The organism is Pediococcus pentosaceus, from assembly GCF_001437285.1.
GTDB lineage: Bacteria > Bacillota > Bacilli > Lactobacillales > Lactobacillaceae > Pediococcus > Pediococcus pentosaceus.
On the sequence record NZ_JQBF01000002.1, the window covers coordinates 268,064 to 281,805 of the forward strand.

General features: G+C 35.7%; 11 protein-coding genes. 1 reads left to right on the forward strand and 10 read right to left on the reverse strand.

Going from position 1 to position 13,742, the window contains the following annotated elements; translation table 11 throughout:
• Positions 1-24 precede the first annotated feature (24 nt).
• The 8 genes from IV86_RS03115 to IV86_RS03150 form a co-directional block, all read right to left on the reverse strand.
• Positions 25-792, reverse strand: a complete 768-nt coding sequence (locus tag IV86_RS03115) for a ribonuclease HII (protein ID WP_002833098.1) — start codon at positions 790-792, stop codon at positions 25-27.
• Positions 779-1,642, reverse strand: a complete 864-nt coding sequence (gene ylqF, locus IV86_RS03120) for a ribosome biogenesis GTPase YlqF (RefSeq protein ID WP_002833099.1) — start codon at positions 1,640-1,642, stop codon at positions 779-781. The genes IV86_RS03115 and ylqF overlap by 14 nt, the downstream gene beginning before the upstream one ends.
• A 350-nt stretch (positions 1,643-1,992) precedes the next feature.
• Positions 1,993-4,107 (reverse strand): ATP-dependent Clp protease ATP-binding subunit, encoded by a 2,115-nt coding sequence (locus tag IV86_RS03125; RefSeq protein ID WP_002833100.1) that lies wholly within the window; start codon positions 4,105-4,107, stop codon positions 1,993-1,995.
• 283 nt (positions 4,108-4,390) lie between these two features.
• The gene (locus IV86_RS03130; RefSeq protein ID WP_029257960.1) at positions 4,391-6,436 is read right to left on the reverse strand and encodes a hypothetical protein; all 2,046 of its coding nucleotides are present in this window, start codon (positions 6,434-6,436) and stop codon (positions 4,391-4,393) included.
• Positions 6,423-6,761, reverse strand: coding sequence for a hypothetical protein (locus IV86_RS03135; RefSeq protein WP_002833102.1), 339 nt, complete (start codon positions 6,759-6,761; stop codon positions 6,423-6,425). Before IV86_RS03135 ends, IV86_RS03130 begins: the two co-directional genes overlap by 14 nt.
• Position 6,762: 1 nt before the next feature.
• Positions 6,763-7,821, reverse strand: a complete 1,059-nt coding sequence (locus tag IV86_RS03140; RefSeq protein ID WP_036672953.1) for a WxLIP family cell surface protein — start codon at positions 7,819-7,821, stop codon at positions 6,763-6,765.
• Positions 7,808-8,461: a WxL domain-containing protein gene (locus tag IV86_RS03145; protein WP_056979349.1), complete on the reverse strand. Its 654-nt coding sequence runs from the start codon at positions 8,459-8,461 to the stop codon at positions 7,808-7,810. The genes IV86_RS03140 and IV86_RS03145 overlap by 14 nt, the downstream gene beginning before the upstream one ends.
• Positions 8,462-8,617: 156 nt before the next feature.
• Positions 8,618-10,075, reverse strand: coding sequence for an AcpB/EbpR/MafR family transcriptional regulator (locus IV86_RS03150; protein ID WP_056979350.1), 1,458 nt, complete (start codon positions 10,073-10,075; stop codon positions 8,618-8,620).
• A 241-nt stretch (positions 10,076-10,316) separates the two neighbouring features.
• Between IV86_RS03150 and IV86_RS03155 the strand changes: the two genes are divergently transcribed.
• Positions 10,317-10,679 carry a TIGR02328 family protein gene (locus tag IV86_RS03155; protein WP_056979351.1) on the forward strand — a complete coding sequence of 121 codons (363 nt, stop codon included), beginning with the start codon at positions 10,317-10,319 and terminating at the stop codon, positions 10,677-10,679.
• Positions 10,680-10,791: 112 nt separating this feature from the next.
• On the opposite strand, the gene IV86_RS03160 is transcribed toward IV86_RS03155, so the two are convergent.
• Together IV86_RS03160 and IV86_RS03165 are read right to left on the reverse strand one after the other, a co-directional pair.
• The gene (locus IV86_RS03160) at positions 10,792-11,634 is read right to left on the reverse strand and encodes a MurR/RpiR family transcriptional regulator (RefSeq protein ID WP_029258014.1); all 843 of its coding nucleotides are present in this window, start codon (positions 11,632-11,634) and stop codon (positions 10,792-10,794) included.
• A gap of 124 nt (positions 11,635-11,758) precedes the next feature.
• On the reverse strand, positions 11,759-13,738 hold the full coding sequence (locus tag IV86_RS03165; protein ID WP_081035676.1) for a glucose PTS transporter subunit IIA: 1,980 nt from the start codon (positions 13,736-13,738) through the stop codon (positions 11,759-11,761).
• Between the last annotated feature and the right edge of the window lie 4 nt (positions 13,739-13,742).

Consider the following 13,742-nt stretch of genomic DNA (forward strand, 5'->3'; position numbering starts at 1 on the left):
TACTTTACGTGTTTTTAGGTTAATTTATTTTATTAAAAATTCAGGTACCGGTTCAAAAGTCTGACGATGGATGGGAGTTACCCCATAAGTTTTTAACCCCTCAATATGTTGCTTAGTACCGTAACCCACGTTTTTATCAAATCCGTAGCCTGGATAGATTGCAGCATAAGAACGCATTAGATGGTCACGATATACCTTGGCAACAATTGAAGCGGCTGCAATACTGATACTTTTAGAATCACCCTTAAACATCACAGTTTTTGGGATTTCTATTGGCGCATTGACTGCATCAATCAACAAATGTTGTGGAGTAACATTTAAGTTACCCACTGCTTCTCGCATCGCAAGTTTTGTAGCATTTAAAATATTAACTTCATCAATTTTTTGGTTAGAACAGACGCCAATACCGACGCTCACAGCCTCTGTAAGGATTTTGGCATATAATTCCTCTCGCAATTCACTACTGAGCTGCTTAGAGTCATTAACGTCGATTAAATCGAAAGTTTCATCCAAGACTACACTGGCAGTGACGACCGGACCCGCTAAACATCCCCGACCCACTTCATCAATCCCCGCTACTAAGTCAATTCCATTTGACCATAATTCTCGTTCTAACGTAAATCGTGCTTGAAATGCTTCTTCTTTTAATCTTAATTGATTAATTTCCTTTTGTTTATGTTTAATTAAGCGTTGAACACCAGTTCGCGGATCTTCTGAAAGTTCAACTAATAATGGGTCATCTAGTGTATAAACACTTAAAAGCTGCGTCTTAATTTCCTTAATCGTCGCCAAGGTCTTTAAACTCCTCTACAAAGTCTAAAGTGAAACGGCCCAGTTTTCCTTTACGTGCGTCTAACAAGATTCGCTGACTAGCACGATCGTAGTCGTCACGCATCCCTAATTTTTGAGTAATTAGTAGTAACAATTCAGGTAATTCCATTTCTAAATCGTCTTCTGTTAAATGATAACGTTCCATCAATCCTTCACGATAATGGTTGATGAATATATTTAGACCATAGATTACAACATCGTCGTTAGCGAATAAATTATCTTTAATCGCTCCAGTAAAGGCCAATTTATTTCCTACGTTTTGGTCTTCAAATTTAGGCCATAAAATTCCGGGAGTATCTAAAAGATATAGTCCGCGACGTGAACGCAACCATTGTTGTTTTTTCGTTACCCCAGGGCGGTCGCCTGTAATTGCCACTTTCTTATTAACTAAGTGGTTAAGCAACGTAGATTTACCAACGTTGGGGATTCCAATACACATGGACCGAATTTCAGCATTCTTAATTCCACGATCAGCCTTATTAGCTAGCTTGTCGGCTAAAATTTCTTGCGTTTTCTTCAAAATGATATTTTCAGTTGAGGGCTCTTTAGAATTCAATGCGATAGCATATTCGTTCCGTGATTTATAGTAATCTAGCCATTTTTTAGTTTCTTTAGGATCTGCTAAATCAGCCTTCGTTAAGATTAAAAGATGAGGTTTACTTTTAATAACATCTTCAATCATTGGATTTCGTGACGACACTGGGATCCGTGCGTCTACTAGTTCAAATACGATATCAACTAGTTTTAATTTTTCTTCGACCTGACGAATTGCCTTCGCCATATGGCCAGGGTACCATTGGATAATTGCCATGTTTGTTTAACTCCTATTTCGTTGGGCTTTTTATGCCATTTTTTATATTTAAACTAAGCTACTGTTAATCTAATACTCTTTATTTTAGCATGGTTTTTTCAGTTTTGGTTTTTGGATTGAATGGATAAAGTTTTAAGATTACTAATTCTTACCTTTAGCTAAATTGGTAACCGACATAACTTTATTTTTGAAAAAATATTTTCTGAACTGAGACAAATTTTAGTTATTAAAATAACAAAACCAATAATCCTCATTCTGAACCAAAACCAAAATAAAAAGCGAAGATCACAGAAATTAATCTGTCATCCTCGCTTTTCGTAAACAAAGCCCAAAGTAAGCTGTCTGCTAAGTTAGGCTTGCTCAATCACGATTTGATCATCCTTCAAATCAGCTTTTAAATGCTTAATATCCAAATGATCTAAATAGAAATCTGTTACCTTATCACGAATTTGTTGTTCAATCACCCTTCTTAATGGACGAGCTCCCATTGCTTCGTCATATCCTTGTTCCATCAACCAATCCTTAGCTGCATCGGTTACTTTCAAAGTCAAATCCTTTTTCGCTAGTGTTTTTTGAACATCAGAAATCATTAAATCAACAATCTGACTTAAATCTTTCTTAGTTAGATGTGAGAATTCAACGATTCCATTGAACCGGTTTAGGAATTCTGGACGGAAGAATGGAGCCAACTTATCCATTAAAGTTTGGTCTTTGTCTGCATCACCAGTTAACTTTTCATTACCAAATCCAGCATTGGATGTAGCAATAATAATGGTATTCTTGAAGTTAATTACATTACCTTGACCATCCGTCAAACGACCGTCATCCATTACCTGAAGCAAAAGCGTCAATACTTGTGGATCGGCTTTTTCAATTTCATCTAGTAATACGATTGAATAAGGATTTCGACGTACTCTTTCCGTTAAGGTATTAGAGTTATCATCATAGCCTACATAACCAGCTGATGTACCAATTAATTTTGAAACAGCGGTCCGATCTGAATACTCACTCATATCCAATCGAATGATTGCATCCTTATCACCAAACATGTCTAATGCTAATTGTTTAGCTAATTCAGTTTTACCAACCCCGGTTGGACCAACAAATAGGAAACTACCAATAGGCTGTTCACCTTCTGAAAAGCCTGCTCGATTCCGACGAATAGCTCTAGCAACCATTGCTACCGCTTCATCTTGACCGATAACTTTACTCTTTAAGCGACTATCCAAATCTTTTAACCGTTCAATATCATTAGCACCCATATCTGAGACTGGAATTCCCGTTAATCGTTCTACTGATTGAGCAACATCATCGACGGTAGCCACTACTTCTTCCTTCTTACCTACATTATCAATTTGCTTATTAGTAGCCTCGATTTGTTGCTTCAAATCCGCAGCCCGCTTAAAGTCTTCTTTTTCCACCGCTTGATCTTTTTCTTTTTGCAATTGATTGAGCTTTTCCTTTAAAGCTGTTTCATCATTTTCAGGCTGATGTGCTGCCAAATGAGCCGCTGTCATATCAATCAAATCAATTGCTTTATCTGGTAGCGTTCTTTGTGGAATATATTGGATGGAGTAATCTACCGTTGCCTTCAAAACATCATCTGGCAATTTTACATGGTGATGTTCCTCATACAAGTTTTTGATACCCTTTAGAATTTCAAGCGTGTCTTCAGCATTAGGTTCATTGACTACAACATCATTGAATCGACGAGCCAAAGCTGCGTTTTTCAAAATTGTATTTCGATATTCATCTTGGGTAGTGGCGCCAATAACGGTTAGTTCACCACGAGACAATGCTGGCTTGATAATATCAGCTAAGCCTTTACCACCGTCTTCACCACCTGTTGAACCAGTACCAATTATCTGGTGGATTTCATCAAAGAATAGAATAATATTGCCAGCAGCCTTAACTTCCTTGACTAAGTCTTTGATATTCTCTTCAAAAGAACCGCGATATTGAGTTCCAGCTTCTAAGGAGGACAAGTCAATAGAGTAAATTTCTTTGTCCCGAATTGCTTCTGGAACTTTACCATTTACAATTGCTTGAGCCAGTCCTTCAACGATGGCTGTTTTACCAACACCTGCATCCCCAACTAAAATTGGATTATTTTTGGTTCGACGGCTTAAAATTTCCGCTGTTTCTTGAATTTCATTTTCACGTCCAATAACTGAATCTAGTAATCCATCGCGTGCTTGTTCTGTTAAGTTGGTGCCTAGTTTTTCTAAAATACCACCCTTTTTAAGGGCTTGTTGTCCATCTTTAGATACTTCAATTGTTTTTGCTTGTTCTGGTAATTTACCAGTCGCTCGATATTGAGCAAACTCATCTGGAGTTAACGATTGACCATTAACCAAGTAGCGGGCAGAATCTGAGTTAGGATTCCCCATACGTTTAAATACTTGATTAAAAATATCATCCATATCATTGTTGAAAAAAGGATCATTTCCGTAAAAATTGGCCATATAACAACACCTCCGTTAATTAAATCAAGTAAAATTGTGTCTTAAAACTAAGTAAAAACACTCTTTTTCACTTACAACTGTATTATAACTCCTTTTTAGCACTCTGTTAAGTAAAGTGCTAATCGAATCACAACGTTAACTATTTTCGGACGATTATAACTGAAATTTATGTTTACCGTTGCAATATAATCTCTGGGTACTAAAAAACTAGCTAACCAAAACTAAAGGATTGGTTAGCTAGTCTCATGAAGTTTCTGATTCAGCTTGCTTGAAAAAATATTAATCAGTTGGGGGCATCTTCCAATGTCCATCTTAATTCACCATGGTAACTACCAATTTGATCCGTAGGTTCTAGCACCAGTTGGAGATACTGGCTTAAATCTAAATTTAAGTTCCCAGTATCTTGCCCAATCGTCTGATTTTCTCCGTTGATTACGTTACCCTTAAAATAAAGCCTTGATATAAGCTTCTGGTCGTTTTGGTTAGTTAGTGGATGTTCTTCTCGAACCTTTAAAATCCACGGGTAGTGGTCAAGCTCACTACGATCTTTAACATGTACCCACTCTGCTCTAGTTAGTGAACAGACCGTAATTTCCAGCGGAATTTCGTGCGAACCAAAGTCGATTTTACTAGGTAATGACAGCTCCGGTCCGCGTTCTTGTTTAATTATCCGAGTTTCTTTATTCGACATTTGATGTTGGTCATCTTCGAGGTAAAAATCTACCTTTTTATTAATCCATGACTTTGGAAATTGGCATATAATTTCATCATCAACCTGATGAGCAGCGTTGGAATACTCTTTTAGTATTCGCTTTTCTCCCGCGCAGTTTCCTACCAATCTAACTTTTGCTCCATCTTCGTGCGTAAAGGAAAATGTAAGTTTGCTTTGATTAGAAAATCGTGAAATATAGAGTGTATCTCCTAGATTTTTTAGTTTAAAACTAAGTTTTTCGCCTTTACGGTACCGGTGAATGATTGTTTTATTTCCTGGTAAGAATGTACCAGTATCTTGAACTGCATCATTCTTGATGGGAATGTAACCTGCAATTTCAGGATATATATCAGTCACGTCAAATTTCGTGGTTAAAATGCCACTTTTAACTTCTCGAGCGCGAAGTACCTCGAAACCATTGTCCGCTAAAAAAACAACATTCACCCTACCAACATAGTCTACAGTCGAAACTGCGCTACTTTTACCTACAGCTTGCCCATTGATGTTCGTTGATACGTCAAACGGTAAATCTAATTTTCCGTTAACAACCCGAGTTGGATCTACAGTTTTTTTAGCTTCAAGCCACTTTAAATATACTTTATAATGCAACGTAGTATCGGTTATTGCTTTAGTAGCAGCTGGCCTAGTCTTGATGTAGACTTTCTGATTCTCAATTCGCCAATCAAAGTATTGCGTTACATCTTTCCCATCAAAATTAGTAACTTTAATCCGTTCTGGAATATATTGTTCACTATTATAAACATGTTCCAAATTAAAACTAACCTCAGATGTGAAACTATTAGTACTAGGTACCATCTGTTGAGCTGCCAAATAGACGCCATTATTAGCTTGGTTAAAATCGCTACTTTCCGCATAAGCTGGCGCAGACTCAGGCCTTGCTAAAAATTCAGTTAAATAAACTAACGATGAAGGTGTACTGTCATTATTGTGTACCGCAAAAGTAACTTGGGAAATGGGTTTAGTAACTACTTCAAAACTTTGGCGCGGATCTCGCCACGGAATCCCAACTGTAGTATTTTTTAAATACATCCATTGATTTTCTGATTCATACCTGATATTAGTCGGGTTATTTGCGTAAACCGCACTAATTACAGAATTGTAATCTTGGTATCCAATGTACTTATTGGAATTAAGACCGAAGTAATTAAATGCTGTTTTAATCGTCAGAGGATTTTGATTGGCGTCAATAAATTGATAAGTAACCATTACTTCACCAGCAATATCAATTCCCAAAAAATAATCCTTAGCAAAGCTTAGTGATCCGCCCTTTAAATTACTTTTATTTCGTTTCAACGTTACCAGCAAATTTACAGATTTACCTTGATAAAACCCAACATTTTCTACGAGGGCCTGACTCACATTTATTTTCTGATCAACTGATAGCCGATTCGTGGTAGCATCGCCCTTTAAAGGAGTCACCTTTGTTCGAGCACCACTATGCATTATAAAGGTATTTTCAGCTGGCGTAACTGCTTGATTGGCCCACTGAAAATTTTCAAGATTAGATAATGGCTTCAAGCTAGCCTTTACGTCGGTAGCTATCCAGCAGAAACTTACGAGAAAAGCCACTAATAACAAACCTTTAACTTTTTTCATTAGTCGTCCTCTTACTCACAAGAATTTTTTTAATTCCATTTTTGATCAGTATATAGCAAATCAAACCTAACCCAATCCAAACCATCCCCATCGCAATATCTTCACTAGTTTGTGGTAAATATTGTGGTCTGGTACTTGGAGTAGCGGTTTGTTTTGGACTTTTCTTAGTGGGTTGAGCGACTTTTTGCATTGGTACAACTTGGCTAGCAGCGTCATTTTGATAAAAAGTAATCCCGATTTTACTATTAGTAGGTTCGTTAGCTAACGCAATTCCATTAATGTTAAGTATTAATGTAAATAATATTATTCCTCCCCAAAATTTCATCTTACTTCTCCGTTTTATTATTTTTCTGTTTTACGTAATAAATATAACCGCTCAAAATTACAATTATTCCAACCAAAAGTCCTATTATTAGATAAAACAGTTTATTATCTGTTTTTTTAAGTTCAACAGCCTTTTGATTTAATTTGGCATCGTCTCCTGTAATTTTAAATTCCTGAATAAGTTGCCATTTCTTGCCCGTAGAACTACTTAAATCAATGGTTAACACATATCTTCCACTTTTTAAGGGTTCATCATTCCAACTAATGGGTAGTCGAAAACGTGTTCGCGGTGCAATCGAGATCTTCTTATGCGTTCTCTTTAAAATTTCATGGTGATTTTTTTTGGTTACGGTAGCCCGCATGTCTAATTTACTCAACAATACAGGAGCTACATTTTGTAAAGTAGCAAAAACTGATAAATAGCCATTATCTAATCCTGGTATAGCCTTTATCAAACTTAACTTAGGTTGTATTTTAGAGTTTGCACACTCTAACTTTGCGCCAATGGTATAAGCAAAATTATTGGTCAAACTTAAACCTGATGCACTAGTGGCAGTCTTAACTGGTTTTGTGTAACAATAAAATCCTCCTAAAACCGTTCCTTTAAAACCTTTTGGTGGAATCTTCAACTGAAAGCTAACTCTTCGAACTTCCTTAGGCTTAAGTAAGACCGTTTGTGGTCCTGAAATAAGCTGTTTAAAAGTAGGGCCGCCTAGTAATGGGGCGTTTGATTTAGAATAATCAATAGCTCCATTCTGATTAGTTATCGCATTATTAGTTTTAACCATAATGGTTTGCTCTGCATTGGTTAAGTTACGAAGTCGAATAAATAACTTTTGCGTAGCTCCTGGACGTACCCGTAAGTCGTAGTAACTAACTTCGGAATGCTGATTTTTCGGTAAAATTGCTTCAGCATTAAACGTTACTTGATTACTTACTTTTCCGCTTGCACTAATTGAATTTGGAAAAATAAGTGTTAGCAGCAACGTCATTATATAAATTAGAATAATACTAAGTAATCTACTCTTAATGTGCTGATTATTTATACTAAGATGGCGCATCGGTCAATACCCAAGTTAACTCGGCTGAATAACTTTGCGCTTCAACTCCTGCACGTGGTACGTGGAGTTTAACATTTTCGTTATTACCATTTTTACCTTCAAAAACAGCTGCAAAAGCCCCCGCTCCTTCGCCTTCCTTAGCAGTCATTACCACTTGATATGCTCGATTTAATTTAAAGCTATCTTGAGTGATTTTTGGCATGGCCGATTTATTATTCTTAGTTACCACCTTCCCATTAGATAAGGACATCTGAGCACCTACGAGTTCTTTTCCATTAGCACCTACAAAAGGTGTAATTGCAATCCCTAAAGACCAACCTTTTGCACCACCACGAGTGTCATTAACTTGAACATGTGGTTTTTGGTTTAAGGCGTAGTAATCCGCGTCTGCTTGCTTAATTTCATGTTCTCCGAATGTAATGTTTGAAGCATACGGGATTGTTAGTGACCCCATGTCTCCTGTTCCCGAGTCATCGTCATGGGTATCATCGGGCACAACAGGATAAACATCCTTTCCAGAACCAGCTGTTAAAGTTACATCCGTGTGATTCGTTGCTTCTGATATTTGTGAAGCCATTGCTGTATTGGTGTTTATCGCAAACACACCGATTGCAATTGTCGTTAGCATCATTTTATTCATTGCATACTTCCCCCTCAAATCTAATCAATCATTTGATTTAAAATTATTTTCGCATGTCATCTGAGGAACTTACTAGTCTAATTTTTTTCTTGATTCTGAAAAAAATTAAAGTGTTTTAGGCAATAAAAAAAGATGCAATTAACCTAATTACATCTTTTATTTGGTTAAGCGATAAAGCATTGCGCCTAACTGCCGCCAATTACGTTCTGTAGGTAAGTTTTTCATTAAAATAAGTGGACAATTTTTAGTATCAATATAGTAATTAGAAATTACCAAATCTACTTTTGAAACTGGTGTTTTATAGTCGTAAAATTCAAAAGCAAAAGAATGACCAAAGTAAGCACGAATTTTGTTCATCAACCATAGTCGATGCGTATGGTGTAAGTCGTCTTGTACTAGAATTTTAACTGGTGTAACTTTTTTTGCGAACAGATCATAGTAATCTAAGATGAAGTAATAATTCAAAAATAATTGTTCCCAATTAGCTAATAAGTTAGTAACTGATTGGTTAGAATGTTTAACTAACTGTTCCTTTAATTTTTGCATAATTTGATATTTTCTAGGATGTTCTTCTTTCAACTCCATTATGTAAGAACGGTTGAAAAACACGTCAGAATTTCCATAAAAAAAAGTACTACGTTCATGAAATGCTATAAAATTAAACATTAGTTCTAAATCCGTGGTTCCTAACTGGAAGTTAAATGTTTTTTTAATGACCAATGCCAAATTCATTACGGCCTGATAGGCATGCGTTTGATTTTTCTGGTGTGCTAATGCATATCTATTCTCATAATTTGGATTACCATCGATAATTCCAAATACATATATAACTTGATACAAAAAATATAACTCATCTTGATTTAAGGTGAGTTCTCCTTTTTTGTTCCATTGCCACATTAAATCAAAATTAGGATCGTTATCAATGATTTGCTTCTTGGCGATCTTCATATTTAGTGGTGCAATCTGGCTTCGTTCTAAGGTAATTGCTAGCCAATAAGCAAATTTTTTACGCTGAATAGGATCTAAACTAATGCCGTATATCTCTTCAAAATTAGCAATATACTCATCGAGTTTTGCTAATTCAGTATTAAATGGCCAATTATTCCGCATTTCCCGTGTGGAGTTCCAATAAAAGTAATAATAAAAACTACGAATATTGATTTCATCTCCTTTTAATTCCAACTTATACGGTAAAAATTGAATTTTATAACGTTTGAAATACGATTTTAGTAATTTAGCGTATCTAAAAACTGTTGATATACTCGTAAACTGACTATCTGCATAGTCAGCCAATCGTTGGTGAGGGTTATGGTACATAAAATCAATTAATTTGTAATTGTAAGAGGCGTGATAGAATTTCAAATAAATTGTATAGATAGGAAAATCTTCTTCTTTTATAATTCGAAAATTTTTATTATGGTCGTTGAATAATCTGATTTTCTGATCGGTCGACTTGAATAACTGCTTAAATTCTTCCAAATAATTTAAAATTGATTTATCCGTTACACCGATTACTTTTGCTAATTCTTTAGTAGAACACCATGCCCCGCTTTCTAGTAGATAATCTAATAAAACCACTTTTTTTAAAGATGTGGCTGTTAAAAACGTTTTCATTTTATACCTCACATAAGATTTAAATTTACTACAAATAAGCTAAACTTTGTCAGCTAAAAAGTTTTTAAGTAGATTTCTTTAAATATTTCCAAAAAAACTATTTTGTAGCTATTTATATCATATCCGTTCTAAAAAATACATATTTAACTCAGAGGTATGCTAGTGAGAATTCATCAGTCAAGTTAGTGTTAATTATCTTTAAATTACGCTATGCTTAAATTAAAAATGGGGGGTCGTCTGTATGCGATTATGGCATGAAAAATTAATTTCTAAACTACCACGTGCCCAGCTTTTAGGACAGCATCGAGAAATTGCAGCCTTACGAGGTAACGGTTGGGGTAAAAAACACGCAAACGTTGATTATGTTTTTACTCATTCTCCTTACAAACTTTATCAATTTCATCGATTAGTATTAGCTGAGATGCAGTCACGAGGTTATCATCCTAACCCTAAATGGTTTGAACCAACTTTCCGTGGTTTCCATTGTCCGCCTTATTTAGCATTATGTGCTTACCCACTAACTTCCCCAATCTATCCAGAACATGATCAACAGTATTTAATTGAATGTCTGGAAAATTTAGAGTCTAAAGGAGTTCGGTTATAAATCAAACATCCGGGGGGTTCTAATAAATAAATATATCTATAATAAAAGGCCAATTCTCACGAATTGGCCTTTTTAAGAAGTATCTTTCAGCTACATATTAGTTCTCTAAACCTTACTTACCAAAATTTTCAGCAATAATCGTCTTTGACTGAACTAAACGAGTCTTATTATTACTAAAATCTTCGGTTAAATATGCATAGTAGAGTAAATCAACCACGTACAATTGAGCTAACAATGACGTGGTTGCAGCAGTCCGTAACACTCCACTTTCACCACCGTCATCGTAAATTAGCGTAACAGTACTATTTTTTGCGATAGTACTGTTACGTGCATGCGTAATGGCGATTATTGGTATATTTAGCGAACTAGCTACTCTGGTTATGTGGCAACTTTCCTTAGTCTCACCCGAATCTGAAACAACAATTAATACTGAATTAGGTCTGGCTAATCCGACCGCCATTAGATGTGTATCTAATGTTTGGATAACAGATTTTCCAATTCGAATAAACTTTTGTTGAAAATCCTCTGCCACTAAATTAGATGCACCCATCCCAAATACGTAGATATCATCAGCTTGCTCAACAACATCGGTTGCTTTTTTTACATCATCTTTAAGTAATATTTGGTTAGTTTGTCCGATTGCATGACTTATTCGAAACTCCAGCTTATGTTTCATAACATCCAAGTCATCCGATGGATTAACTTCAGTATACAAAGAATCATCTACTTTTATTTCTGACGCAACTTGGATCTTTAAACCTGGTAAACCACTCTTACAAATTTTTTTTGCTAACCTAACTACAGTCGCCGGACTTACTTGAGTTCGATCAGAAATTTCTTCGGCGTTCATCTGAATCACCTCTCGCGGATAATCGATCATAAATCGGGCTACTTTCTGCTCAGATCTTGAAAATTTTTCAAAATCGTTACTCAATGTAAATAAAATATTTTTCATAAAACTTTGAACTCCCACATATTTGTCAGTTTTAACATTAGCTCCTAATTATAAATTATAGTAATATATCCAAAAAGACCGGAAAATATCCGATCTTCTAAATTTGAATACTTAGTTAATATAGTTATTTTATCCTACTATCCATTAATACGGTATTATCTTTAGTCTGTATATTTGATTCAATTTCGTCAATCTTAAAATCGGATGTGTTAGTAACAATCGTCATTGTAACTGGATCAAAATCAGCGCCAATAATTTTTTGCCAATCAACTGTACCCAATACATCTCCATGTTTAACAGTATCGCCCACTTGAATATTTAAATTAAAATACTTGCCATTTAACTTAACAGTATCGACCCCCATATGAACTAGGACTTCTTCACCAATTTTATCCATAAAACCGATTGCATGTTTTGTGTCTGCTATCATAGTAACTTTCCCATCTACCGGGGCATAGATTTTAGAATTAATATCAGGTATTATAGCTACTGTTTTTCCCATTACTTCCTGGGCCATCATTGGATCACTTACTGTATCGATTGCAACTTTCTTACCAATAACAGGAGCCGTTATCGTAGTCATTGCAACATTTGGATCAATTACCTTCTTATTTCCATTTTGGGGTAAAGCGTCTGTCTCAACAGTTGTTGCTTCTCCAAGAATTGCATCCTTTGGAATTCCAAAGAAATATGTTGCTACAAATCCACCAACGTATCCTGCTAATAACCCCAGCACATAAGACATCATATGTCCATTCGTAATCAAAGGAACTAACGCTAATCCTGATGGGCCTATGGCAATGGCACCAACATGGCCTAATCCACCAACGACAGCTCCCCCAATTCCGCCACCAATACAAGCTGTGATAAACGGACGACCTAATGGTAAAGTAACACCATATATTAATGGTTCTCCGATACCTAAAATACCAACTGGAAGAGCACCTTTAATCATATTTGTAAGCTGTTTATTTTTACGACATCTGAGCCAAAGTGCAATCGCAGCTCCAACTTGTCCAGCACCTGCCATAGCTAAAATTGGTAATAATGGGGTCGAACCAGTTTTATTAATCATTTCAATATGAATCGGCGTTAAGATTTGATGAAGCCCAAACATAACCATCGGCAAGAATAGTGCTCCTAAAATGAATCCAGAAAATGCTCCGCCGACATTTAGAATCCAATTAATAGCTCCAACTAACGAACTTGAAATAACACCAGCTATAGGCATAATAATAAAAATTGTAAATACTCCAATTATAAGTAAAGAAAGTGCTGGAGTTACTATAATGTCAATTGCATCCGGAACCCATTTATGTAACTTTTTTTCAATTAAAGAAAGTAACCAAACGGCAAATATTACACCGATAATTCCTCCTTGACCAGCGCTCATTGGTTGACCATTAAAAATATTATGCAAAGGTGCATTAATATCCATTCCAGGTAATAACGTTACCGCACCTATGACACCGCCTAATCCAGCTGTTGCACCAAATTCAGTTGCCGCGTTAATTCCGACATAAATTGCTAAATATGAAAATACACCATTTTGAATGAATTTCAAAATTGCGACAAAATCAGTATAGCTTTTACTTATATCTCCAGCAACAATTAAATTAGACATTACCGCAGCTACACCACCAATTAATCCAGCTCCGACAAACGCTGGAATTAACGGTATGAAAATATTCGAAATGGATTTTAAAATTCGCTTAATGGGAGTTTGTTTTTGCTTAGCTTTTTGTGCAGCCTTTACTTTAGCAGCCTTAGCCTCAACGATTTCTTTATCAGTCATACCGGTTGTATCTATTTCTATATTAGGAAATGACTCACCCAATTTAACTCCAGCTTCTTTCACCATTTCATCAGCCACTTTATTTACAGTTCCTGGCCCGACAATTACTTGGAGGGTGTCTTCTTCAACGACTCCTAATACCCCATTAATATTTTTCAGTTTTTTGATATCTACTTTGTCATCATTTCTAATGGTCATTCGGACACGAGTCATACAATGAATTAATTTTTCAACATTTTCGATACCACCAACTGCGCCGTAAATTTCACGTGCAATTCTTTTAATTTTTTCTTCAGATGTTTCTGACATAAGT

Coding starts and splice junctions, on each gene's coding strand:
- IV86_RS03165 (WP_081035676.1), bottom strand. CDS start 13,738: ATGTCAGAAACATCTGAAGAAAAAATTAAAAGAATTGCACGTGAAATT.
- IV86_RS03150 (WP_056979350.1), bottom strand. CDS start 10,075: ATGAAAACGTTTTTAACAGCCACATCTTTAAAAAAAGTGGTTTTATTA.
- ylqF (WP_002833099.1), bottom strand. CDS start 1,642: ATGGCAATTATCCAATGGTACCCTGGCCATATGGCGAAGGCAATTCGT.
- IV86_RS03155 (WP_056979351.1), top strand. CDS start 10,317: ATGCGATTATGGCATGAAAAATTAATTTCTAAACTACCACGTGCCCAG.
- IV86_RS03140 (WP_036672953.1), bottom strand. CDS start 7,821: ATGCGCCATCTTAGTATAAATAATCAGCACATTAAGAGTAGATTACTT.
- IV86_RS03125 (WP_002833100.1), bottom strand. CDS start 4,107: ATGGCCAATTTTTACGGAAATGATCCTTTTTTCAACAATGATATGGAT.
- IV86_RS03130 (WP_029257960.1), bottom strand. CDS start 6,436: ATGAAAAAAGTTAAAGGTTTGTTATTAGTGGCTTTTCTCGTAAGTTTC.
- IV86_RS03145 (WP_056979349.1), bottom strand. CDS start 8,461: ATGAATAAAATGATGCTAACGACAATTGCAATCGGTGTGTTTGCGATA.
- IV86_RS03135 (WP_002833102.1), bottom strand. CDS start 6,761: ATGAAATTTTGGGGAGGAATAATATTATTTACATTAATACTTAACATT.
- IV86_RS03160 (WP_029258014.1), bottom strand. CDS start 11,634: ATGAAAAATATTTTATTTACATTGAGTAACGATTTTGAAAAATTTTCA.